At 61.0% G+C, this 22,335-nt stretch carries 23 protein-coding genes and 1 tRNA gene; 10 read left to right on the forward strand and 14 right to left on the reverse strand.

Going from position 1 to position 22,335, the window contains the following annotated elements; translation table 11 throughout:
- Positions 1-43 precede the first annotated feature (43 nt).
- Positions 44-748 (reverse strand): metal-dependent hydrolase, encoded by a 705-nt coding sequence (locus FHT75_RS16695; protein ID WP_063475472.1) that lies wholly within the window; start codon positions 746-748, stop codon positions 44-46.
- A gap of 143 nt (positions 749-891) precedes the next feature.
- Between FHT75_RS16695 and ruvX the strand changes: the two genes are divergently transcribed.
- The gene (gene ruvX, locus FHT75_RS16700) at positions 892-1,383 is read left to right on the forward strand and encodes a Holliday junction resolvase RuvX (RefSeq protein ID WP_097630888.1); all 492 of its coding nucleotides are present in this window, start codon (positions 892-894) and stop codon (positions 1,381-1,383) included.
- Here ruvX and FHT75_RS16705 read toward each other — a convergent pair.
- The 3 genes from FHT75_RS16705 to FHT75_RS16715 all read right to left on the reverse strand — a co-directional run bounded on the left by FHT75_RS16705 (position 1,323) and on the right by FHT75_RS16715 (position 2,613).
- On the reverse strand, positions 1,323-1,652 hold the full coding sequence (locus FHT75_RS16705) for a DUF6105 family protein (protein WP_063475471.1): 330 nt from the start codon (positions 1,650-1,652) through the stop codon (positions 1,323-1,325). The two genes, ruvX and FHT75_RS16705, sit on opposite strands and share 61 nt — an antisense overlap.
- Positions 1,649-1,822 carry a hypothetical protein gene (locus FHT75_RS16710; protein WP_003539039.1) on the reverse strand — a complete coding sequence of 58 codons (174 nt, stop codon included), beginning with the start codon at positions 1,820-1,822 and terminating at the stop codon, positions 1,649-1,651. Before FHT75_RS16710 ends, FHT75_RS16705 begins: the two co-directional genes overlap by 4 nt.
- 131 nt (positions 1,823-1,953) lie before the next feature.
- Entirely contained in the window at positions 1,954-2,613 is a 660-nt protein-coding gene (locus FHT75_RS16715) for a TetR/AcrR family transcriptional regulator (protein WP_183845039.1), read from the reverse strand.
- 248 nt (positions 2,614-2,861) lie between these two features.
- Between FHT75_RS16715 and map the strand changes: the two genes are divergently transcribed.
- From map to FHT75_RS16745, 6 genes are all read left to right on the forward strand, one after another.
- Complete coding sequence (gene map, locus FHT75_RS16720) at positions 2,862-3,698, forward strand: type I methionyl aminopeptidase (protein WP_063475469.1); 837 nt, start codon at positions 2,862-2,864, stop codon at positions 3,696-3,698.
- 7 nt (positions 3,699-3,705) lie between these two features.
- Positions 3,706-4,533, forward strand: coding sequence for a RadC family protein (radC, locus tag FHT75_RS16725; RefSeq protein ID WP_063475468.1), 828 nt, complete (start codon positions 3,706-3,708; stop codon positions 4,531-4,533).
- Positions 4,534-4,720: 187 nt separating this feature from the next.
- Positions 4,721-5,908 carry an alpha-hydroxy acid oxidase gene (locus FHT75_RS16730; RefSeq protein WP_047614818.1) on the forward strand — a complete coding sequence of 396 codons (1,188 nt, stop codon included), beginning with the start codon at positions 4,721-4,723 and terminating at the stop codon, positions 5,906-5,908.
- A 180-nt stretch (positions 5,909-6,088) separates the two neighbouring features.
- Entirely contained in the window at positions 6,089-7,495 is a 1,407-nt protein-coding gene (gene sthA / locus FHT75_RS16735) for a Si-specific NAD(P)(+) transhydrogenase (protein ID WP_047615374.1), read from the forward strand.
- A 50-nt stretch (positions 7,496-7,545) separates the two neighbouring features.
- Positions 7,546-8,349, forward strand: coding sequence for an endonuclease/exonuclease/phosphatase family protein (locus FHT75_RS16740; protein WP_063475467.1), 804 nt, complete (start codon positions 7,546-7,548; stop codon positions 8,347-8,349).
- Between the two features lie 160 nt (positions 8,350-8,509).
- Complete coding sequence (locus FHT75_RS16745) at positions 8,510-10,279, forward strand: B12-binding domain-containing radical SAM protein (protein ID WP_063475466.1); 1,770 nt, start codon at positions 8,510-8,512, stop codon at positions 10,277-10,279.
- Positions 10,280-10,377: 98 nt separating this feature from the next.
- On the opposite strand, the gene FHT75_RS16750 is transcribed toward FHT75_RS16745, so the two are convergent.
- The 5 genes from FHT75_RS16750 to FHT75_RS16770 form a co-directional block, all read right to left on the reverse strand.
- Positions 10,378-10,800 (reverse strand): nuclear transport factor 2 family protein, encoded by a 423-nt coding sequence (locus FHT75_RS16750; RefSeq protein ID WP_047614813.1) that lies wholly within the window; start codon positions 10,798-10,800, stop codon positions 10,378-10,380.
- Positions 10,801-10,977: 177 nt separating this feature from the next.
- The gene (tig, locus tag FHT75_RS16755) at positions 10,978-12,462 is read right to left on the reverse strand and encodes a trigger factor (RefSeq protein ID WP_047614811.1); all 1,485 of its coding nucleotides are present in this window, start codon (positions 12,460-12,462) and stop codon (positions 10,978-10,980) included.
- Positions 12,463-12,660: 198 nt separating this feature from the next.
- A tRNA-Leu gene (locus FHT75_RS16760) sits at positions 12,661-12,745 on the reverse strand.
- Positions 12,746-12,897: 152 nt separating this feature from the next.
- Entirely contained in the window at positions 12,898-13,488 is a 591-nt protein-coding gene (locus tag FHT75_RS16765; protein ID WP_047615681.1) for a GDYXXLXY domain-containing protein, read from the reverse strand.
- On the reverse strand, positions 13,485-14,603 hold the full coding sequence (locus tag FHT75_RS16770; protein ID WP_063475465.1) for a DUF2157 domain-containing protein: 1,119 nt from the start codon (positions 14,601-14,603) through the stop codon (positions 13,485-13,487). The genes FHT75_RS16765 and FHT75_RS16770 overlap by 4 nt, the downstream gene beginning before the upstream one ends.
- Before the next feature lie 866 nt (positions 14,604-15,469).
- Between FHT75_RS16770 and FHT75_RS16775 the strand changes: the two genes are divergently transcribed.
- The 3 genes from FHT75_RS16775 to trmFO all read left to right on the forward strand — a co-directional run bounded on the left by FHT75_RS16775 (position 15,470) and on the right by trmFO (position 17,581).
- Entirely contained in the window at positions 15,470-15,616 is a 147-nt protein-coding gene (locus tag FHT75_RS16775) for a DUF1127 domain-containing protein (protein WP_003558908.1), read from the forward strand.
- A gap of 294 nt (positions 15,617-15,910) precedes the next feature.
- Entirely contained in the window at positions 15,911-16,054 is a 144-nt protein-coding gene (locus FHT75_RS16780; protein WP_003573524.1) for a DUF1127 domain-containing protein, read from the forward strand.
- A gap of 93 nt (positions 16,055-16,147) precedes the next feature.
- The gene (gene trmFO, locus FHT75_RS16785; protein ID WP_063475464.1) at positions 16,148-17,581 is read left to right on the forward strand and encodes a methylenetetrahydrofolate--tRNA-(uracil(54)-C(5))-methyltransferase (FADH(2)-oxidizing) TrmFO; all 1,434 of its coding nucleotides are present in this window, start codon (positions 16,148-16,150) and stop codon (positions 17,579-17,581) included.
- A gap of 9 nt (positions 17,582-17,590) precedes the next feature.
- Here the strand turns inward: trmFO and FHT75_RS16790 are convergent, their stop codons facing one another.
- The 5 genes from FHT75_RS16790 to yajC form a co-directional block, all read right to left on the reverse strand.
- Complete coding sequence (locus tag FHT75_RS16790) at positions 17,591-18,058, reverse strand: hypothetical protein (protein WP_063475463.1); 468 nt, start codon at positions 18,056-18,058, stop codon at positions 17,591-17,593.
- A gap of 71 nt (positions 18,059-18,129) precedes the next feature.
- Positions 18,130-18,987 (reverse strand): phytoene/squalene synthase family protein, encoded by an 858-nt coding sequence (locus FHT75_RS16795; RefSeq protein WP_183845038.1) that lies wholly within the window; start codon positions 18,985-18,987, stop codon positions 18,130-18,132.
- Between the two features lie 2 nt (positions 18,988-18,989).
- On the reverse strand, positions 18,990-19,376 hold the full coding sequence (locus tag FHT75_RS16800) for an Mth938-like domain-containing protein (RefSeq protein ID WP_047614799.1): 387 nt from the start codon (positions 19,374-19,376) through the stop codon (positions 18,990-18,992).
- A gap of 4 nt (positions 19,377-19,380) precedes the next feature.
- Positions 19,381-21,921, reverse strand: a complete 2,541-nt coding sequence (gene secDF / locus FHT75_RS16805; protein WP_097623109.1) for a protein translocase subunit SecDF — start codon at positions 21,919-21,921, stop codon at positions 19,381-19,383.
- Between the two features lie 45 nt (positions 21,922-21,966).
- A complete protein-coding gene (yajC, locus tag FHT75_RS16810; RefSeq protein WP_047614795.1) occupies positions 21,967-22,314 on the reverse strand; it encodes a preprotein translocase subunit YajC in 348 nt (115 codons plus the stop codon).
- Between the last annotated feature and the right edge of the window lie 21 nt (positions 22,315-22,335).

Here is a 22,335-nt window from a genome sequence, read left to right on the forward strand (position 1 = left end):
ACCCGCTATAAAGGCCATGTCCGCCTTACGCAACGGGGTTTTGCTAGATCGACAGGCTCTCGGAGGGCTTGATCGCCTTCACATCCGTCTGCGATCCCTCCATGCCGGCAACGAATTTTTCGGCCGTCTGGTCGATGATCGGGAAGGTGCCATAGTGGCAGGGGATCGCGGTCTTGAAGTTGAAATAACGCCGGCAGGCAAGTGCCGCCACCGCGCCACCCATGGTGAAGCGGTCGCCGACCGGCACGAGGCCGATATCGGGCTGGTGCAATTCATTGATCAGCGCCATGTCGGAGAAGATGTCGGTATCGCCCATGGCAAGGATCGAGGCTTCGTCGTCGAAGTGCAGCATCAGGCCGTTGGCGTTGCCGAGCGCGTGCGAGACGCCGTCTTCGGTGATCTGGGCAGATGAGTGCAGCGCATTGGTGAAGGTCGCCGAGAAGCTGCCGAGCGCGATCGTGCCGCCGGTATTGCCCATCTCGATCTTGTCGACACCCTTGGAGCCGAGCCAGGCGGCGAGATCGGCATTGGCGAGAACGACGGCGCCGGTTTCCTTGGCAAGCGCCACGGTGTCGCCGACGTGATCGCCATGGCCATGGGTCAGCAGGATGTGGGTGACGCCTGCCGAAACATCCTTGATATCCTGGCCGGAAAAGGAGGCGTTATAGCTGAGGAACGGGTCGAGCAGGATCTTCGCCTTTGATGTCTCGATGCGGAAGGCGGAATGGCCGAGCCAGGTGATCTTCATGAAATGTCTCCTTTATTACGTGATGTAAAAACAGGTCCGAAAAGCGCTCACGCTTTTCAACATCATGCTCTAAGGACATATCTTATGCGGCCGCAAAGAAAAGCGGCGGCGACTTCAATTTCTTTTGACGGGATGACATGGCGATGACGGTGCTGACGATCGAGGAAATGGCCGAGACGCTTGCCCCGCGACAGGCGATTGCCGGCCTCGATCTCGGCACCAAGACGATCGGGCTGTCGATGTCCGATCTCGGGCGGCGCTTCGCCACGCCGCGCACGGTGATCCGGCGCGTCAAGTTCACCATCGATGCGCAGACGCTGCTGGACTTTGCACAATCGGAAAAGGTCGCAGGCTTCATCATCGGCCTGCCGATGAATATGGACGGATCGGCGGGTCCGCGCGTACAGGCGACGCGCGCCTTCGTGCGCAACATGGAGCAGAAGACGGCGCTGCCCTTCGTCTATTGGGACGAGCGGCTTTCCACGGTCGCGGCCGAACGGACGCTGCTCGAAATGGACGTCTCGCGCGCCAAGCGGGCCGAACGGATCGATTCGGCCGCGGCAAGTTTCATCCTTCAGGGCGCGCTCGACAGGCTTTCCTTGCTGGCAAGGTCGGGAGACGAATTCAGCGCTTGACGCGCCGTCCACCAGGCGATGATCGACTTGCGCTTTCTGAAGCCGAGGATGGCAAAGACGACGAGGCTGTCGACCGCGATCGCGCGGGCCACGAGCGGTGGGATCGTCTCCGGCGGAATGCCGAGCGCCTTTCCGTAAAGCTCGAACGTCAGGTCATGGACCTGCCGCGACAGCATGAAGATGCCGAAATTCATGTCGTAATAGGAGAGCCAGTACCATCCGCCCAGAAAGACGATGGGGCCGGCCCAGAAGATCAGAAACCACTTCATGCGGCCTCTCCTCCATGCTTGCGCGCGACGGGCAGATCGAGGGAGACCAACCAGGTTGACAATGCCATGATGCAAAGCACCAGCGTCGGAATTGCAATATCCAGCGCCAGGACTGCGAAAAACATCATCGCCGTCACCAGAAACGCGGCTTTAGCGATCTTCGTTCCCATGGGCGTCAACTCGGGCACTCTCACTCATACCATCTCTGCTCACCGCCACACTGTCGGCTTAACCAGGCCCGCGCAACGCAAACCATTTGTTAAGGTTAACGCGAAACCCGCCCCCTGTGGATGAGCAGATCTCAACCGTAGACGCCGCGCACGATGCGCTTCAGCGCCGTCGCCGCCTTTTCCCAATCCTTGGATGTCTTCAGCGACAGGCCGACGCACTGCCCGCCGGCTGCAGCAGCGAGCACGAGGTGCTGGATCGCCGCGATGACGACGGCGTTGACGGCTGCTGCATCCACGCCCTTCGGCGGCGCCAGCGAGCCGCGCATGCGCTCCAGCCAGAGAGCGAGCGCCTTCGAACGCGCTTCGGACAGCCGCCTCACCTGCTCGGTGTTTTCCGATATTTCCCAGGCGAGGATGCGGCGCATCAACGGATCATCTCTCAAGGCATCGAGAAGAAGAAGCGACAGCCGCTCCATCAGGTCGCCATAGGTGAGCAGGAACATGCCGCCGGTGTCTTCCGGAATGCGATCCTTCACCCATGTGCCGAGATCGGCGCCGATCGCTTCGACCAGGCCGTCGAGGCCGCCATAGTAGCGATAGATCAGCTGCTTGTCGCAGCCGGCGCGGCGGGCGACCGCGTTGATGCCGAAATTCTGGAAGCCTTGCTCGGCCAGCAGACCCTTGGCGGCGGCAAGGATGGCGCGTTCGGTGGCGCCGCGATCACGCACGCGCCGTTCCGGCTCGCCGGCGGCCTCCGGTAAGATCTCAAGATTAATCGCTTCGTTCAGCATGAATGCCCCTTCCCCGCTGTCACCAATCGGTGAGTAACGGGGAGATTTCAGGCAATCAATCCTATCCCCTTGGGAAGATTGTGGATATTCCATCCGGTCCAACGATTTGGCCTCGGACCGATTTGGAAAGCTGCACGCCAAACGGATCCGATCCGGTCAGAAATCTCGTCCTGGCGGTTGATCGCGATGGACGAACCCGGCATAGCTGCATTATGAACAAATCTAATAATCTCCGCTAAGGCCCTGCAATGGTGAACTATATCGAAGCCTCTTCCGCGCCGCCGAAGAATACCGGCGCCATCCGGCTTTATGACGCTGAAGCATTCGAGGGTATGCGCAGGGCATGCCAGCTGACCGCGCGCTGCCTCGATGCGCTTGCCGACATCGTCAAACCCGGCATGCTGACCGATGAGATCGACCGATTCGTCTTCGATTTCGGTCTGGAGCACGGCGCCTATCCGGCGACGCTGAACTATCGCGGCTATACCAAATCGACCTGCACCTCGATCAATCACGTCGTCTGCCATGGCATTCCGAACGACAAGCCGCTGCGCGAAGGCGATATCGTCAATATCGACGTTACCTTCGTGCTCGACGGCTGGCACGGCGATTCGAGCCGGATGTATCCTGTTGGCACGATCAAGCGCGCCGCCGAGCGCCTGCTCGAGGTCACCTATGAATCGCTGATGCGCGGCATATCAGCCGTCAGGCCGGGCGCCCGCACCGGCGCGATCGGCGAGGCGATCCAGACCTATGCCGAGGCCGAGCGCTGTTCGGTGGTGCGCGATTTCTGCGGCCACGGTGTCGGCCGGCTGTTCCATGATTCGCCGAACATCCTGCATTACGGCCGCGCCAATGAGGGGCCGGAACTGCGCGAAGGCATGATCTTCACCATCGAGCCGATGATCAACCTCGGCCGACCGCATGTGAAGGTGCTGGCCGACGGCTGGACGGCGGTGACCCGCGACCGCTCGCTTTCGGCCCAGTACGAACATACGGTCGGCGTCACCTCCGATGGCTGCGAGATCTTCACGCTGTCGCCGGGCGGGCTCGACCGCCCGGGCCTGCCGTCGCACAACGGGTAACGATCCGATGGCGAAGGGACCTGTTGCGACATCTTCCGACGACGAGTTGCCTTTCCCAACGCAAGAGCCCATTGCCGCCGACGAACGCTCGTTCTTCGGCGGACGACCGCAAAAGCCGTCCGCGGCGAATGGCAGGACCGCCCTGCCCGCCTCGCTCGCCGCGCAAGAACATTATCATGGTCATCGCGAGCGGTTGCGTGACCGCTTCCGCGAACTGGGCGACACCGCGCTTGCCGACTACGAAATCCTCGAGCTCTTGCTTTTCCGGCTGATCCCGCGGCGTGATACCAAGCCGATCGCCAAGGCGCTGATCGAGCGATTCGGCTCGCTTTCCGGCGTCTTCGGTGCGCCAGCAGCGCTGCTGACGGAGGTGAAGGGCGTCGGCGAGGCCGTGGCGCTCGACCTGAAGCTGATCTCGACTGTGACCCATCGGACCCTGAAGAGCGAGCTCAGGAGCAAACAGGTCCTGTCCTCGTGGTCTTCGGTCATCCAGTATTGCCATGCCGCCATGGCGCACGAAACCCGCGAACAGTTTCGCATCCTCTTTCTCGACAAACGCAATGTGCTGATCGCCGATGAGGTGCAAGGGCGCGGCACGGTCGACCACACGCCGGTCTATCCGCGTGAGGTGGTGAAACGCGCGCTGGAGCTTTCGGCAACGGCGATGATCCTCGTCCACAACCACCCCTCCGGCGACCCGACACCGTCGCGCGCCGACATCGACATGACGAAGGTGATCATCGATGCCGCCAAGGCGCTCGATATCACCGTTCACGACCATGTCATCATCGGCAAGGACGGCCATGTCAGCCTGAAGGGGCTGAAGCTGATCTGAACAAAAGCCAGGACCGACCGCCGACGAGGTGCAAGGCCGCCGCACGTCGATCCTGCGGCGGCCCATCGGCGTGGGAAGACTGCGGAATGCTGGAGTTGACAGCAGTTGGTCGTGCGGGATTGTATGCAATCCTGCAACCACCATGTCTGAACAATGCCCGCCCGAAATACCGAGAAGATGAAGCTCCATGACGATCCGCAGCGGCAACACCGATCGATCGACCCGGCTCTGCCGCGACGTGCTCTGCCTCGATGATTTTGAAATGAAGGCGCGGCGACATCTGCCAAAGCCTCTGTTCGGTTATATCGCCGGCGCGACCGAGACCAATGCGTCGCTGCGGCATAACGCGGAAGCTTTCCAGGCCTATGCCTTCCGGCCTCGTGTCCTTCGGGACGTCTCGAAACGCAGCACCGAGACGAGCCTCTTCGGCAAGACCCATGCCGCACCATTCGGCATCGCGCCGATGGGTATCAGCGCGCTGATGGCCTATCGAGGTGACATCGTGCTCGCGCGGGGAGCGGAACAGTCGGGAATCCCGATGATTATAAGCGGTTCCTCACTTATCCCCTTGGAAGAGATCGCTGCGGTTTCGCCACAAGCGTGGTTTCAGGCCTATCTCCCCGGCGAACCCGATCGTATCGATGCTCTGATCGATCGCGTCGGCGCCGCCGGCTTGCGCACACTTCTGCTGACCGTGGACACAGCCACGCTGCCAAATCGGGAAAACAATGTAAGGGCCGGATTTTCGACGCCTTTGCGTCCAGGTCTGCGCCTGGCATGGCAGGGCATCTCGCACCCGCGTTGGACCACCGGCACATTCTTGCGCACGATCGTTCGGCACGGCATTCCGCATTTTGAAAATTCCTATGCCACAAGAGGCGCGCCGATCATCTCCTCGAACGTCACGCGCGATTTCGGCAGGCGCGACCACCTCAACTGGAATCATTTGGAGCGGATACGCAACAGGTGGTCCGGCAAACTTGTGGTCAAGGGGATCATGCATCCTGACGACGCGGCCCGGGCTGCCGACACCGGGGCGGATGGAGTGATCGTCTCCAACCATGGCGGCCGCCAGCTTGACGGCACCGCTTCACCGCTTCAGGTGCTTCCGGAGATTGCAGCACGTGTCGGAGACAGCGTTGCCGTCATGGTCGATGGCGGTTTCAGGCGTGGAACTGATATCATGAAGGCTCTCGCGCTCGGGGCCCGTTTCGTGTTCGTGGGCAGGCCGTTCCTTTATGCCGCAGCCGTCGCGGGGTTACCGGGCGTGCTTAAGGCGGCGGACATCCTGAAGACGGAACTGCACAGCAATATGGCGTTGCTCGGCGTTACCAAGGTCAGCGATATTTCCGCGGACTACATCACCCGCGCATGAAAACCGTCGCGCGCCGACATCATGGCGTAAAGCTGTTTCCCGAAGGGCTCACTTGCCCGAAAAAGCGCCCGTCAGGACCAATCAGGCGGCCGTAAAACAATCTGTAACATTGACCGGCTAACGATGGACGGGCGACATTTTGCGTCGCAAAATGATTCCTTTCCAATCCGGGGCTTGATGATGCTTCAGTACGATCTCGTTGTGGTGGGCAGCGGTCCCGCAGGGCGCCGCGGCGCCATCCAAGCTGCAAAACTCGGCAAGAAAGTGCTTGTTATCGAGCAGGGCAAACGCGTCGGAGGCGTGTCCGTCCATACCGGCACCATCCCCTCCAAAACGCTGCGCGAGACCGCGCTCAACCTCTCCGGCTGGCGCGAACGCGGTTTCTACGGCCGGTCTTACCGCGTCAAGGAAGAGATCAGCGCAGATGATTTGCGCCGCCGCCTGCTGATCACGCTGAACCACGAGGTCGAGGTGCTGGAACACCAGTTCGCCCGCAACCGCGTGCAGCACATTCGCGGCAAGGCGAGCTTCATCGATGCGTCGACGCTGCAGGTGATCAAGGATGACGGCGAGACCACGCAGGTCACCGCCGCCAGCGTGCTGCTCGCCGTCGGCACAAAGCCGTTCCGTCCCGATTACATACCTTTCGACGGCAAGACTGTACTCGACAGCGACGAGTTGCTCGACATCCAGGAGTTGCCGCGATCGATGGTCGTCATCGGCGCCGGCGTCATCGGCATCGAATATGCGACGATCTTCAGCGCGCTCGACACGGCCGTCACCGTCATCGACCCGAAGGCGACGATGCTCGACTTCATCGACAAGGAAATCGTCGAGGACTTCACCTATCAGCTGCGCGACCGCAACATGAAGCTGCTGCTCGGCCAGAAGGCCGACAAGGTTGAGACGCTCGACAACGGCAAGGTCGAGCTGACGCTCGACAGTGGCCGACGCCTGACGACCGACATGGTGCTTTTCGCCGCCGGCCGCATGGGGGCGACTGACGCGCTGAACCTTCCGGCCATCGGCCTCGAAGCCGATAGCCGCGGCCGTCTCAAGGTCAATCCGGAGACGTTCCAGACATCGGTTGCCAACGTCTACGCCGCCGGCGACGTCGTCGGCTTTCCGAGCCTTGCCTCGACCTCGATGGAACAGGGCCGCATCGCCGCCCGCGTCGCGATCGGCGCGGTCGCCAAGGAGCCGCCGAAATATTTCCCCTACGGCATCTATGCCGTGCCGGAGATTTCGACCTGCGGCCTGACCGAAGAGGAGATGAAGGAGCGCGGTATTCCCTATGAGTGCGGCATCGCCCGGTTCCGCGAAACCTCGCGCGGTCATATCATGGGCCTCGACACCGGCCTTTTGAAGCTGATCTTCTCGCTGAAGACTCGCCGTCTGCTCGGCGTGCATATCGTCGGCGAAGGCGCCACCGAGCTGGTCCATATCGGCCAGGCGGTGCTCAATCTCAAAGGGACGGTCGAATATTTCGTCGAAAACACCTTCAACTATCCGACGCTTGCCGAAGCCTACAAGATCGCCGGCCTCGATGCCTGGAACCGGATGGGCGACATCAAGTCGGAACTCTAAAGCTCGCCGTGTAGACAGCAGATCCGGCCGCCAAACGGAGCCGAACGACATTGCGCATCATTTCGCTGAACGCGTGGGGCGGCAGGCTGCATGAGGCCCTGATCGGCTATGTCAGGCAGACAGATCCGGACGTGCTGTGCCTGCAGGAGGTGCTGCGGGCGCCGGGTACGGGCTGCGGATGGTCGATCTATCGGGATGCAGGGCTGGAGCTGCCACAGCGCCTCAATCTATTCACGGAGGTCAGCGCCGCCCTGCCCGGCCACGACGGCTTCTTCTGCCCGACATCGAGAGGCGAGCTGTCCGACGGCGATACCGCCATTGCCGCCGAATTCGGGCTTGCGACCTTCGTGCGCAAGACCCATTCCGTCATTGCCCAGGGGCTGGACTTCGTGCATGGCCATTTTTCCGCTGATGGCTGGGGCGACCATCCCCGGCCGCGAAACGCCCATTGCATCCGCCTCTTCAGCCATGAGCACGCTTCGACCGTCACCATCGCCCACATGCATGGCCTGCGCGATCCCGCAGGCAAGGATGACACGGCGGCGCGCGAGGCGCAGGCCGCAGCGCTGGTCGGGCTCATCGAGCGCGTCTGGCCCGGTGACGAAGGGCTGATCGTCTGCGGCGATTTCAATGTGTTGCCCGACAGCGCGACCTTCACCATGCTCGCCAGACTCGGGCTTTCCGATCTCGTCACCGGAAACGGCCTTGTAGACACGCGAACCTCCTACTATCTGAAGCAGGGCCGCTTTGCCGACTACATGCTGGTTACACCGGCGGTGAAGGTTGCCAAATTCGAGGTGGTCGAGGCGCCTGAGGTCTCCGACCACCGCGCATTGCTGCTCGATATCGGGTAGTATATTGAGGAATGACAAGTTTCGCGAAAGCGTTTACGCGCCGTGTCTTTTTTTACGCCTTAGTTTGACCGCCTAAATCGCATTGATACGCCGTGCCTGATAGATGTCTTCAAATCCATTTTGCCTTCGGGCAAAAGCTTCTAAAGAAAGATAGATACTCTTGTCCCAAGTCTTGGAAGCTGCCCGCAGACGTTTTCAGCTGATCCTGATCAAGCCGTCGCATTATGACGATGACGGTTATGTCATCCGCTGGTGGCGGGCGATGATTCCCTCCAATTCGCTCGCGGCACTCTATGGCATCGCCGCGGAATGCGCCGAGCGCAAGGTGCTCGGAGACGATACGGCGATCGACATCACCGTGATTGACGAGACCAATACGCGGATCGATTTTGCCGGACTGCTGGCGCAGTTCAAGCGTCACGACAATTTCGGGATGATCGCGCTCGTCGGTGTCCAGACCAACCAGTATCCGCGCGCCCTCGATATCGCCCGGCCCTTCCGCGATGCCGGCCTGCCGGTTTCCATCGGCGGCTTCCATGTTTCCGGCTGCCTGTCGATGCTGGATGGCAAGGCGGTCGGGCTCGATGCCTGCCGCGACATGGGCATCTCGATGTTTGCCGGCGAGGCCGAGGGCCGGCTCGACATGGTGCTGCGCGACGCCGCCGCCGGCGAGCTGAAGCCGCTCTACAATTTCATGAACGACCTTCCCGGTATCGGCGGCACGCCGGTTCCCTTCCTGCCGAAAGACAATATCCAGCGCACGCTCGGGCTCAGCACCAGCTTCGATGCCGGACGCGGCTGTCCCTATCAGTGCTCGTTCTGCACCATCATCAACGTGCAGGGACGCAAATCGCGCTTCCGCTCGGCCGACGACGTCGAAAAGCTGGTGCGGATGAACTGGGCGCAGGGCATCCACAAATTCTTCATCACTGACGACAATTTCGCCCGCAACAAGGATTGGGAAGCGATCTTCGACCGGTTGATCGAGCTCAAGGAGCGCGACGGCATTCCGCTCGGCTTGATGATCCAGGTCGACACGCTCTGCCACAAGATCCCGAATTTCATCGAGAAATCCCGCCGCGCCGGTGTCACCCGTGTCTTCATCGGCCTCGAAAACGTCAATCCGGACAATCTGACCGCCGCCAAGAAGAACCAGAACAAGATCACCGAATACCGCAAGATGCTGCTCGCCTGGAAGGCGCAGGGCATCATGACGCTTGCCGGTTATATCCTGGGCTTCCCCGCCGATACGCCGGAATCGATCCGCCGCGACATTACGATCATCCAGGAAGAGCTGCCGCTCGACGTCATCGAATTCTTCATCCTGACGCCGTTGCCGGGCTCCGAGGACCATCAGGTCCTATGGAAGAAGGGCGTCGAGATGGATGCCGATCTCAACATCTACGATGTCGAGCATGTCTGCACCGCGCATCCCAAGATGAGCAAGCAGCAGTGGGAAGACATCTACCACGAGGCCTGGTCGCTCTATTATTCGCCTGATCATATGAAGACGCTGCTGCGCCGCGCCGTGGCAACCGGCGTCCCGCTTGCAAGGCTCGTCAAGGTTCTCGTCTCCTTCGCGACCACCGTGCCGCTGGAAAACGTGCATCCACTGCAAAGCGGCCTGCTGCGCCTGAAGACGCCGTCGGAGCGTCGCCCGGACCTGCCGCGCGAAAATCCGCTGGTGTTCTGGCCGCGCTTCGCCTGGGAAACCTTCCGCAAACATGCCTCGCTCGCCGGCACGATCATTGGCCTGACGATTTCGGCATTCCTGATTTCAAGGGATGCCAAGTCGAAGACCTATATGGATCAGGCCCTGACGCCTGTCGCCGACGACGAAGAGGAAACGCTCCACCTCTTCACCCAGACCGCCGGCGGCGCAGCAGCCGTCAACCATGTCAGGAAAGTCGCGCAACTGACAGCGCATTGAGCGCTAAATCTTAACGGCGGCCGACGCCCTGTCGGCCGCACCAAACCCCAAATCAAGTTTGACAACGCGCTTTGAAGCGCTCGGACTTTGGAGGCCGTTTAAGCGAGCTGGATGATCCGGCTCGTCTCGGCCACTTGCAGCGTGTCGACGAATTCGACGATCTTGACCGGTTTCCCATCCCGGAAATGGATCTTGTCGACGAATTCCGTATGGAAGCTCACGCCCGATGGGATGTGCCTGACCTCGCCTTCGCGGTGGGCAAAGACCATGTGCTCATCTTCGTCGACATAGATGCCTGATGTCTTGATATTCGATAGATCCCATACCGTGATGAGCTGCGTTATCGCTTGGCGAAAGGCATGCCCGCTTGCTTCAGTCGAAAAGGGCGCCAGCCGTGTATTACCGGCCATGCGAAAGGTGCACCCCTCGCCGATCAGCGCCAGCGTGCCCTCGATATCGCCGCGGTCACGCACAGCATAGATTTCCTCCACAAGCTTCTTCATGTCATGCTTTGCAGTCATCTTCAGGTCCTCCCCACCATCAGCGAAATCTGCATCGAATTATACTTTATTGCAACTCTTTGTTGTTCCGGATGAATAGGCACAATGGAGCAGGCGGCGAGAATGAAACTGCCCCAGATAATAGAAAAAGGCCCCGCACGATGGCGAGGCCTTCCAAACTTCTGAACTGAAAAGCGATTATTCGGCGCTTTCGTCAGCCGCCTTCTTCTTCGGAGCAGCCTTCTTCTTCGGTGCGGCTTCTTCGCCTTCACCGGCGTCAACTGCTTCGGCCTTGGCGGCAGCCTTCTTCTTCGGCGCGGCCTTCTTGGTCTCGGCCTTAGCCTCGCCTTCTTCCTCGGCGAGCAGTTCTTCCTTCGTCACCTTCTTGTCGGTAACGTCGATTTCGGTCAGCAGGTGATCGATGACCTTTTCTTCGAAGATCGGCGCGCGGATCGAAGCGGCGGCACCCGGCTGGCTGCGGAAGAATTCGAGGATCTGCTTTTCCTGGCCCGGATACTGACGCAGCTGATCGTAGATGGCGCGCTGCATTTCGTCTTCGCTGACTTCGACGCCGGCCTTTTCGCCGATTTCGGAGAGAACGAGGCCGAGGCGGACGCGACGCTCGGCGAGCGTCTTGTATTCCTCACGTGCCTTTTCTTCGGTCGTGTCTTCGTCCTCGAAGGTCTTGCCGGACTGGGCGAGGTCGTTGTTCACCTGGCTCCAGATGCCGTTATATTCGGCGTCGACGAGTGAGTTCGGGGTCTCGAACTTGTACATCTCATCGAGCTGGTCGAGAATCTGACGCTTCAGCTTCTGGCGGGTCAGCGAGCCGTACTGCGATTCGATCTGGCCACGAACGATTTCCTTCAGGCGGTCGGCGGATTCGATGCCGAGCTTGGAGGCGAGTTCGTCGTTGATCTCGACAGCGCCGGGGGCTGCGACATCCTTGACGGTGACATCAAAGGTCGCTTCCTTGCCGGCGAGGTTCTTGGCCGGATAGTCGGCCGGGAAGGTCACGGTGATGGTCTTCTCATCGCCAGCCTTGACGCCGACGAGCTGGTCTTCGAAGCCAGGAATGAAACGGCCGGAGCCGAGCACCAGTTCGGCGCCCTGGTCGGTGCCGCCTTCGAAGGCTTCACCGTCGACCTTGCCGACGTAATCCATGGTGATGCGGTCGCCGTTGGCGGCCTTGCCGGTCTTGGTCTCGTAGGCGCGAGCGCTTTCGGCGACCTTCAGGACCTGCTCGTTGACTTCGTCGTCCGAGATGTCGATGACTTCGCGCGTGACCTTGATGCCCTTGACCGACTTCAGTTCGATCGGCGGCAGCACTTCATAGGAGAGCGTGAATTCGAAATCCTGCTGGGCGGCGAGGATCTTGTCGGCTTCGTCCTTGTCTTCCGTCATGGCGATTTCCGGCTGCGTGGCCGACTTTTCGCCGCGGCTGGACAGGATGGCGGCCGGCTGCTCGCGGACGATCTCGTTGACGAGGTCGGCCATGATCGACTTGCCATAGACCTTCTTCAGGTGAGCAGCGGGGACCTTGCCCGGACGGAAGCCGTTGATGCGAACCTTGTCCTTCACATCGGCAAGACGCTCATTCATCTTGTCTTCCATGTCCTTGGCCGGGATAACGACCTTGATTTCGCGCTTCAGCCCTTCAGCGAGCGTTTCGATAACCTGCATGTCTTCCTACCTTCATGTCGTGGCGGCCGTGCCCAGACGCCGTTCGTTTCAATGAGCACGACGCCGGCAGCGTGCCGCGCGTGGCTTTTCCAATTCCGTATCATTCCGCCCAAAGCGGAACGGCACTCGCGGGCTATTCGGGACAACTTTCAATTGTTCTGGAACAACCGATTCTCAGTCTCCCGCCTGCAAACAGCTTGGTGCGGGTAGAGAGACTTGAACTCCCACGCCTTGCGGCACCAGAACCTAAATCTGGCGTGTCTACCAATTTCACCATACCCGCGTTCACAAAACCGCATGCCTATGCCTGCGCATGAGGCCTTCCGGAGCGCGGCGTCTCTATATCACCCGATTTGGCCGAGGCAAAGGAAAAATGAACGGTCAATGACAGCGATCTGCGCTTCAGAAGCCGCCCTGCTAAGAAGTGCCGCCGGATCAGTAAAGCGGCTCGTCGTAAACCGGCTTGCCGTCAACGAGAAGGCTGCGAATCTGCGGGCTTCCATCAGGCGAAACCCGCACTGATATAGCGACATTGCCGTCATTGCGGGCCTCCTCGATCGGCTTGCCCTCGCCTTCCGGAACGTAATAGCGCTCGATGCCGTATTCGACACGGATGCTGTCGCCGGCGGCAAGTCCGCCGCTGTAGAATGGCTGGCTGCGCAGGATCACGGTCTCCGGCTGCGGCGACAGTTCATGAAAGGACGATTCGATCACCGTCCAGAAACCGTCCTCCTGCTTCTTCAACCGAACCCATAATACGCGTTCGCCGGGCTCGGCCGGAATGCCACCGGAAACCGTCTGCACCGGCACCGAAGAAATGTCGTAGTTCAAGACGACGTAATCGCCGCGCAGGAAATCGCGCGGGTCGACGGGCGCCGTCTTCAGCAGCACCTCGGCGCCATTGCTGAGGATAGACGCCCGGCTCTGGATGATCGTGCCGAGGATAAGGGTCTGCAGACCGGCGACGATGATCGCCGAAAAGAGATAACCCCTACCGGATTGCAGCCTTGCCATGAACGAGCTCATGCGCGCTCCCCCTGTCCATTCGCCGACTGTGCATTCGCCGAAAAACGCCGCTCGAGACGGATGACGATCCACGCGACAAGTGCCACCACGAGACCGGAGAACAGGAAGAGGCTCGACGTACCGAGGATCGAGCCGACGGTGACGGAGGCAAGATACAGCATCTCGGCGGCAAAGGTGGTGTAGGCGAGATAACGCACCGCGCCGTTATTCCTGCCATGCAGGGCGATTGCCAGCACGGAAGCGGCAAGCGTCGCCACGCCAAGCACCACCAGCCGCCAGCCGTCCTCGATCTCGATATGCAGCAGCAGGAAGCCGATCGCGGCGACAAGGAAGCTGTAGAAGGCCGGGGCCGCACCGGCGCTCCTGACCAGGGAGGCGATCCGCGGGAGCGGCAACGCCGTCAGGACGAAGGCCACCATGCCGCCGATCGCGAAGGCGAGCGCCACGGCGATCTCCTCATAGAGAGTATAGAGCCAGGCGAGCCAGCCGATCAAAAGCAGATAGGCCAGATGGCGGGCCCGCTCGGCGCCGGTATACCGCACCAGGGCGATTGTGATCGCCGCCATGATGGGCGCCATCCAGGGATCGAAGCCTATCCAATGCGTGTCGTTATTCTGCAGGTAGACGGCGAACGACGCCCAGGAGAGGAAGCCGGCGACGATGGTCACGGCGCCCGAACGGAACAGGATTGCCGAGATCGTCGCGATGGCGAACCAGAGATACATCACCGTCTGCTCGTCGCCGGAGAGATGATACATCTGCCCGACAAGTGAGATGGCGCCGCCGAAACTCATCGCGCCGATGACCAGCAAGCCGCTTGCGGCCGCTGTCGAACCGCGGGCAAGCATCCGGGCGGCGGCGATGTGCACCACCCAGATCAGCGCGAGGATGCCGCCGACGCGGACAAGGCGCGGGATGGCCTCCCAGTTGGAGGCGACGACCAGCAGGATGGCAGCGGCAAGCAGCACCGCCGCCAGCGCCATCAGCACCCTGCCGAGGCTGAAACTTGCCGGGCGGCTGTCATATTCGGCGAGAAGTGCGCTTGCCGTTTCCTGACCGAGCAGGCCCTTGCCCACCCAGAGGGAGAGATCCCGCTCCAATCTGCCGCGATACATGCTCCACCCCTTATTTCCGCGACGCCGGCACTGCGGCTCTCGCCGTTATAGACGCAGCAGAGGTGTTCGCAAACGCTCCTGCGGCAAATATACAAGTTCCTCATTGGTCTAACTTGTATCGAGTGTTAACCGGCCGCTAACGTCAGAAGCGCTAATATAGACATATGAACGGAGAGGCATGCGCATTACGCATACCACTCATGAATTTATTGCACTGCAAAATAATCATTAGTCATACTATTTGTTTGAGGTATCGAAGCACGGGGATGGCGCCCCGGCCCGGCATCAGCCGGACGCCCGCGGATGCTTGTCCGTGACGAGATTCGCAGCTGCGCACTCCTCCTCCCAGCGCGCTGCGATAGGCTGGCAACACTCCTCCTCCCAGTTGCCAGTCACCATAACACGCCCGCCGGATCCTCCCCCGGCGGGCGTTTTTGTTGAGCGACAGCCCGATTAAAGCATTGACGGTCCGGGGCTTTCCCTCGCATGGCGCCGTCGCGCCACATTATCGCCACACCGCCCCACCGAGCCTGCAGACAAATGGGCGGCTTCCAATTTGAAGCGAAACACTTCTTTGCTCCGGCTGGGCGGGCGGCTTCACCGGAGAGCGCGGCGTTTTTCGACAACGGCACGCCATTGGTCGCTCTCAACCGGATTGCTTCCCCAAGAGTCATTCTGCCTATTCGTTGACCAAAAAACGGTAAGTCTGCGTCAAATACCCCTGGAGCATTGCGTATGCCGCATAGGTGATTTGAAAACTTGGCTGTTTTAGTCTTTTGCGCCGCAACATATATTCCAGTCATCAAATAGAGGTCAGCGCCGATCGGTGGCTGCCGGCAGATGAAACCCTCGGAAAGGGGCTTAACATGAACTTCTCTCGCTCTTTCAATAACTGGCGCAAGTATCGTCAGACCGTCACGGAACTTGGCCGCATGACCAACCGCGAATTGCATGATCTCGGCATCGACCGTTCGGATATCCATCGCGTTGCCCGTGAGGCTTCTGCCCGCTAATTCCAGGCGATCGCGGCTCCTCCCAAGCGCGATTGTTCTCGATTGAAACGCCCGCTGTACCCACAGCGGGCGTTTTCTTTTGTCTGCATGCGGCTGGCACCGCGGTTGCATGTTTTTCCGCTTCTTTAGCCCGCTCAAAAAATATTCACCGCCCAATTTACGAGCATCACATTGCACAATTGCATGGCAGACGCCTTTTATTTGCACTGCACAATAGGACCGATATCGCCTATATAAACACCAACCGCAGAGAGACAGGCGATCCCGCCGTCCCGCGGACATAGGAAGAAAACGATGAACCCGATCCGCATTGCAAAAAGCTGGCTCAGCTACCGCCGTACGCTCAACGAACTCGGCGGCCTTTCCAACCAGACCCTGTCCGATATCGGCGTCAGCCGCTACGACATCCGCAATATCGCATCCCGCTCGTTCCGTTAATAACGGGCACGATGCTTCCAAGACGGCGCCATCAGGCGCCGTTTTTGATTCCGGGGTGTTGGATCGCACCTGCCGACATGATATCAGCCCGGGATGAACACGACCTCCTCCTATTCCCCCATCCACGTCGTCGGCGGCGGGCTTGCCGGTTCGGAAGCCGCCTGGCAGATCGCCAGTTCCGGCATTCCCGTCATCCTGCATGAAATGCGCGGCGTACGCGGCACCGATGCGCACAAGACCGACGGCCTGGCCGAACTCGTCTGCTCCAACTCCTTCCGCTCCGACGATGCGACTAGCAATGCCGTCGGCGTCATCCATGCCGAAATGCGCATGGCGGGCTCGCTGATCATGGCCGCTGCCGATCGATGCCAGGTGCCGGCCGGCGGCGCACTCGCCGTCGATCGCGATGGCTTCTCTGAGGCCGTGACCAAGGCAATCCACGAGCACCCGCTCATCACGGTCGTGCGGGAAGAGATCACCGGCCTGCCGCCCCGCGACTGGGATCTCGCCATCGTCGCCACCGGACCGCTGACGGCGCCGTCGCTCGCAAACGCTATCCAGGCGGAAACGGGCGAGGATTCGCTCGCCTTCTTCGACGCCATCGCGCCGATCGTCTACCGCGAGAGCATCGACATGGATATCTGCTGGTATCAGTCGCGCTACGACAAGGTCGGTCCCGGCGGCACCGGCAAGGATTACATCAACTGTCCGATGGACGAGGCGCAGTACAATGCCTTCGTCGACGCGCTGGTATCAGGCGACACGGTCGGTTTCAAGGAATGGGAAGGCACGCCCTATTTCGACGGCTGTCTGCCGATCGAAGTGATGGCCGAACGCGGCCGCGAGACGCTGCGCCACGGGCCGATGAAGCCGATGGGGCTGACGAACGCGCATAATCCGACGGTCAAGGCCTATGCCGTCGTGCAGCTGCGGCAGGACAATGCGCTCGGCACGCTCTACAATATGGTCGGCTTTCAGACGAAACTGAAATATGGCGCACAGGCGGACATCTTCCGGATGATCCCGGGTCTGCAAAATGCAGAATTTGCCCGTCTCGGCGGCCTGCACCGCAACACCTATATGAACTCCCCCACCCTGCTCGACCCGTCGCTGACGCTGAAATCGCGGCCCGGCCTGCGCTTTGCCGGTCAGATCACCGGTTGCGAGGGTTATGTCGAAAGCGCCAGCGTCGGGCTGCTGGCCGGGCGTTTCGCCGCCGCCGAACGCAAGGGCGAAGCGATCTCGCTGCCGCCGGCGACGACGGCGCTCGGCTCGCTGCTCGGCCATATCACCGGTGGTCATATCGTCACCGACGAGGAGCCGGGTAAACGATCGTTCCAGCCGATGAACATCAATTTCGGGCTGTTTCCGGAGCTCCAACCCGGTTCGATCGTAAAACCCGAAGGCGTCAAGCGTTTCCGCGGCAAGGACAAGACGATCATGAAGCGGCAACTGATCGCGCGCCGCGCGCTGGCAGACTGCGCCGCCTGGCTTGGCCAGAGTCTGACGCTTGCCGAGAGCGCCTGACCGGCGCTTCTACTGCTTGTTCGCCGCCGGCAGATTGCCGGATGGCAGGTCCTTATCCGGCTCGGCAATATAATTGCCGAGCAGCCAGAGCGACACTTCGGAAGCCTCCTTGGCGGAAGCGAATTCAAAATCACCATTGTGATGGGGCGCATCGAGGAAGTCGACCATCAGTCCCCTGCCCGTTTCCGAACCGACGACACGCACGCGGCCCGGCTCGATCAGATGGCAGGCGAAGTGGCGCGACATGTTGCGCATGAAGCCCGCCTTGTTATCGTGCAGGCGTACGAAGATTGCCTGGCCGTTTTCCGTCGCCTGCAACTGGCGGATCGCCTCGGTCGGAAAGGCGCGGCCGAACTCGATGATGGCGAGGCCCGTGTCATGCAGGCCATCTTCCTTGTTCTGCGCGGCCATGCGTGTGGCCACAAAAGCAAAGAAAACAACGATGGCGAAAAGAACGCACCAGACGATAATGCCCACGCCGAGTCTCCGATCAAAGGGTAGCGGTGGAAGTGTTGTACCGCGCGAGACTTGCGCGAATTTGACCGATGTCAGATTTTCCGGCGTGCCGCAGCCAGCCCCATCCGCAGCTGGCGGCGCCATTGCGGCGGCTGCAGCGGATGGTCGAACAGCGAGGCGCCGCGTTTTTGCGCCTTGACGAGCACCGGTTCGGCGAGCACCGTCGGCAGGAAGGCTGGAAACACGGCTGCCGCAATCGGCCCTGCCGCTCTCGCCTTCGCCAGATGTTCGCGACCAAGACCGGCAAAAGCCTCGATGGCGGCGGAGATGCACGCCCTGTCGTCGCCGGCAAGGAAGGTATCGCGGTCGAGACCGGTTGCCGACAGGATCTGCAGCGGAATATAGACCTGGCCGCGGCGGCGATGCAGCGGCATCAGCAGCAATAGCCCGGCGACGGCCTGGGCAACGCCGGCATGGCCGGCAGCGTCGGCCGATCGTGCGGCCTCCTCAGGCGAAAGCACGAGGCTTGCCAGCTGGATCAGGGCGGATGCCGTCTCGCCGGCGTAACCTTCAAGCGAGAGACGGGTCTCCATCGGATCGTCATAGAGATCGAAAGTGCGGGCCTCGATCATGTCGATCAGCGTCTTGCGCGGCAGACGGTGCGTTTCGATCGCGGCCAGAAGTGCAGAGGCGACGGGATTGGCCGCCGTCGAGCCATGTGCGCTGCCTTCCAGCAGATCGTGCCAATATTGCAGCCTGACTTCGCCAGGCAACGGCTCGTGCACGAGATCGCGGACGCGGGCAAGCTCGGCATTAAAGACATAGAGCGCTGCAAGCGCGCCGCGCTTTTCCTCCGGCGACAGCAGACAGGCGAGATAGCGGTCGCGATCGCTGTCACGCAGCATCGCCAGGCAGATCTCCTGGTTCGTCGTACTATTCGCTTCCGTCATCGTCAGACCGCGATCAATGCCGCGGCGACGGCGCGCTGCTCCGAGAGCATGATATTGAAGGTGCGCACCGCAGCCCCGGTGCTCATCGGATCGGAGGAGATGCCGCGCGATTTCAGCGCCAGCTTCAATTCCTCGGGCAGACGGCGAAGCTCGGTTCCGGTGCCGACGAGCAAAACTTCGATATCACTAGCCTCATCCAGCACACGGCGGAAATTTTCCGGCGACAGCGGTTTCGACATATCCATGTCCCAGCCATGAATGCCGGAAGGCAGGCAAAGGATCGAGCCGCGATGCGACATGTCGGCAAAACGGAAACCGCCATTGCCGTAAGTGTCGATCGGGGCGCGCCCGGGGAAATGCGCAGCGCGGATTTCTATGCCTTTTGCCATGTTTTCAAACCACCGTGCCGGATTTTACACCAGCATCCGTCTTGTTGCTCTCTTCCCCGTCGGGAGCCTCCGGCCGCAGCCGGAAGACGATCAATACAGGAGCGGCGATATAGATCGAAGAGAAAGTGCCGAGAGCGACGCCGAAGAGCATCGTAAAGGTGAAGGAGCGGATGACGTCGCCCCCGAAGAGATAGAGTGCGAGCAAGGCGAGCAGCGTCGTCGCCGCGGTCAGAACGGTGCGCGACAGCGTCTGGTTGATCGAGGCATCGATCAGGATCGGCAGCGGCATCTTCTTGTATCGCTTGAGATTCTCGCGCATGCGGTCATAGACCACGACCGTGTCGTTCAGGGAATAACCGACGATGGTCAGGACCGCGGCGATGCTCGTCAGATTGAACTCGATGCCGGTGAGGACGAAAAGACCGAGCATGATGATGACGTCGTGCAGCGTTGCGACGATGGCGCCGACTGCGAACTGCCATTCGAAGCGGATCCAGATGTAGATCAGGATCGCCGCCAGCGCTGCCAGCACGCCGAGCGTCGCCATCATCGTCAATTCGCCCGAGATGGCGGGGCCGACGACCTCGACTCGGCGGAAATCATAATCCTCCTGGAGCTCGCCGCGCACCAGCGTCGCCGCCGACTGTTCGGCATTCTCGCCGCCGCCCTGGGAAGCGATGCGGATCCGCGCGTTCGCCGGGCCGCCGGTACGCTCGACACTGATATCGCCAAGATTGAGATCATTCAGACGCGAGCTGAGATCGGCGATGTCGGCATTGCCCTGCTTCGCCGTTACCTCGATCAGCGAGCCGCCGGTGAAATCGATGCCGAGATGCAGACCGACGGTGGCAAAAGCGGCCATGGCGATCAGCGAAATAACCGCCGAGGCCGTGAAGACATAACGGCGGATCCCCATGAAACGAATATTGGCATGCTCGAAAAGATGGGTCAGGACACTCTTCGGCAGATGCCGGGGATGGCGCCGTCTCAGCCAGGCGCCGACGATCGAGCGCGTCAGCGTGAAAGCCGTGAAGACGGTCGTCAGGATGCCGACCGCCAGCGTCACCGCGAAACCGCGGATGGTTTCGCTGCCGAGGAAGAAGAGGATAATGGCGGCGATGAAGATCGTGACATTCGCGTCGACGATCGTTGCGAATGCGCGCGAGAAACCCCGGCCGACGGCCTCCGCAAAGGAATGGGTGGTTTTCTCTTCTTCCCGGATGCGCTCGTAGATCAGCACGTTCGAGTCGACGGCCATGCCGACGATGAGCACGATGCCGGCAATGCCCGGCAAGGTGAGCGTCGCGCCGGCAAGGCTGAGCACCGCGACGATGAGGATCAGGTTGAAGAAGAGCGAGACGACGGCGATGACGCCGAGAATACGGTAAAGCGCGATCATCAGCGCTGCGACGAGCACAACGGCGACGAGGCCGGCAATAAGGCCGCTGAAGATGGAATCGGCGCCGAATGTCGGGCTGACGCTACGCTCCTCAACGCTCGTCAGCGTCGCCGGCAAGGCGCCGCCGCGCAGCATGATGGCAAGGTCGCGGACGCCATCCTCGGAGAAGTTTGCCGAAATCCGGCCCTCACCGCCGGTGATCGCCGCATCGATGACCGGTGACGACATTACCTGGTCATCGAAAACGATGGCAAGGTGCTTGCCGATATTCTGCCCGGTCGCCTGCGCCAGCCGCTGCGTGCCCTCGGCGTCGAGACGGTAGGTGATCGAGGTATCCTGCGTCTGCGGGTCGACGACAGGCTCGATATCGACCATGTTGCTGCCGGTGACGAAGGCGGTGCGGTCGACGAGATAAGGTACCGGCGGATCGTCCAGCGAATAGAGCACCTGCGATGTGGCCGGCCAACGGCCGTTCAGCGCTTCCTGCCCCGACATGCTTTCATCGATCAGATGAAAGGAAAGCTTGGCCGGCTGGTTCAGGATGTTTTTCAGCCGCTCCGCATCGAGCGAGCCCAGCACCTGGACGACAATTCGATCGGCGCCATCGGGGCGAACGAGGAAATTGTCATAGCCGAATCCGGCGATGCGGCGGCCTACGATATCGAGCGACCGGGTCCGGGCCGAGGCGACGTCGGCGGTAATGCCGGCGTCGGAAATCTGCAGCGAAAGTTGCCCCTCCCCGCCCTGCTGCAGCGCGATCTCTGGTCCTGAACGTCCCGCAGCCGTCGTCAAAGGCTTGAGGAGATCGACCGCCGCCTGTGTCTGGGCCGGATCGGTGATCCGGACGGTGACGGTCTGGTCATTGCCGGTCAGCCCGGTGTAGCGGATGCCGGCGCCGCGCAGCGCGTTGCGCACATTGGCGACCGCCTGCTCCAGGCGGTCCTTGACGATATCGGAACGCTCGACCTTCAGAACGATATGCGAACCGCCCTGCAGGTCGAGGCCGAGCGTCATGCGGTCGTGGCGCAACCAGTCCGGCAGAGAGGAACGCTGCGCCTCGGTCAGCAAATTGGGCGCAGCGATGACGATGGCCGCAAACGCGACCAGCCAAATCAGAAGTGTTTTCCAGCGGGAAAAATGCAACATTCTCTCGACGATCTTCCGATCCGGCGGTCCTGCCGTTATCGCTTGTTACGCTGCGTCGGCCTTGACTGGTTCACCCTTGACGCGGACGTCCGAAATGCCGCTGCGGACGATACGCACGCGAACGCCTTCAGCGATCTCGACTTCAACTTCCTTGTCGTCGATGACCTTGGTGACCTTACCGACGAGACCGCCACCGGTGACGACCTGGTCGCCGCGACGGATCGCCTTCAGGGTCTCCTCACGCTTTTTTGCCTGTGCGCGCTGCGGACGGATCAGCAGGAAGTACCAGACGACCATCAGCGGCACGAACAGGATGATCATTTCGAAACCGGAGCCGCCGAATCCCGTTGCGGTATCGGTCGCGCTCTGGGCGAATGCCGGGGTGATGAACATGCTAAACTCCTCAGGCTTGGG

It is taken from the genome of Rhizobium sp. BK112 (assembly GCF_014193215.1).
Lineage (GTDB): Bacteria > Pseudomonadota > Alphaproteobacteria > Rhizobiales > Rhizobiaceae > Rhizobium > Rhizobium anhuiense.

Excerpts from the sequence above, each read along its gene's own strand:
- FHT75_RS16780 (WP_003573524.1), top strand. The coding sequence starts at position 15,911 with ATGAACCCGATCCGCATTGCAAAAAGCTGGCTCAGCTACCGCCGTACG.
- tig (WP_047614811.1), bottom strand. The coding sequence starts at position 12,462 with ATGCAGGTTATCGAAACGCTCGCTGAAGGGCTGAAGCGCGAAATCAAG.
- secDF (WP_097623109.1), bottom strand. The coding sequence starts at position 21,921 with ATGTTGCATTTTTCCCGCTGGAAAACACTTCTGATTTGGCTGGTCGCG.
- trmFO (WP_063475464.1), top strand. The coding sequence starts at position 16,148 with ATGAACACGACCTCCTCCTATTCCCCCATCCACGTCGTCGGCGGCGGG.
- FHT75_RS16715 (WP_183845039.1), bottom strand. The coding sequence starts at position 2,613 with ATGCTGAACGAAGCGATTAATCTTGAGATCTTACCGGAGGCCGCCGGC.
- radC (WP_063475468.1), top strand. The coding sequence starts at position 3,706 with ATGGCGAAGGGACCTGTTGCGACATCTTCCGACGACGAGTTGCCTTTC.
- FHT75_RS16695 (WP_063475472.1), bottom strand. The coding sequence starts at position 748 with ATGAAGATCACCTGGCTCGGCCATTCCGCCTTCCGCATCGAGACATCA.
- FHT75_RS16730 (WP_047614818.1), top strand. The coding sequence starts at position 4,721 with ATGACGATCCGCAGCGGCAACACCGATCGATCGACCCGGCTCTGCCGC.
- FHT75_RS16765 (WP_047615681.1), bottom strand. The coding sequence starts at position 13,488 with ATGAGCTCGTTCATGGCAAGGCTGCAATCCGGTAGGGGTTATCTCTTT.
- yajC (WP_047614795.1), bottom strand. The coding sequence starts at position 22,314 with ATGTTCATCACCCCGGCATTCGCCCAGAGCGCGACCGATACCGCAACG.
- FHT75_RS16770 (WP_063475465.1), bottom strand. The coding sequence starts at position 14,603 with ATGTATCGCGGCAGATTGGAGCGGGATCTCTCCCTCTGGGTGGGCAAG.
- FHT75_RS16705 (WP_063475471.1), bottom strand. The coding sequence starts at position 1,652 with ATGAAGTGGTTTCTGATCTTCTGGGCCGGCCCCATCGTCTTTCTGGGC.
- FHT75_RS16800 (WP_047614799.1), bottom strand. The coding sequence starts at position 19,376 with ATGGCAAAAGGCATAGAAATCCGCGCTGCGCATTTCCCCGGGCGCGCC.
- map (WP_063475469.1), top strand. The coding sequence starts at position 2,862 with ATGGTGAACTATATCGAAGCCTCTTCCGCGCCGCCGAAGAATACCGGC.
- FHT75_RS16750 (WP_047614813.1), bottom strand. The coding sequence starts at position 10,800 with ATGACTGCAAAGCATGACATGAAGAAGCTTGTGGAGGAAATCTATGCT.
- FHT75_RS16775 (WP_003558908.1), top strand. The coding sequence starts at position 15,470 with ATGAACTTCTCTCGCTCTTTCAATAACTGGCGCAAGTATCGTCAGACC.
- ruvX (WP_097630888.1), top strand. The coding sequence starts at position 892 with ATGACGGTGCTGACGATCGAGGAAATGGCCGAGACGCTTGCCCCGCGA.
- FHT75_RS16795 (WP_183845038.1), bottom strand. The coding sequence starts at position 18,987 with ATGACGGAAGCGAATAGTACGACGAACCAGGAGATCTGCCTGGCGATG.
- sthA (WP_047615374.1), top strand. The coding sequence starts at position 6,089 with ATGCTTCAGTACGATCTCGTTGTGGTGGGCAGCGGTCCCGCAGGGCGC.
- FHT75_RS16710 (WP_003539039.1), bottom strand. The coding sequence starts at position 1,822 with ATGGGAACGAAGATCGCTAAAGCCGCGTTTCTGGTGACGGCGATGATG.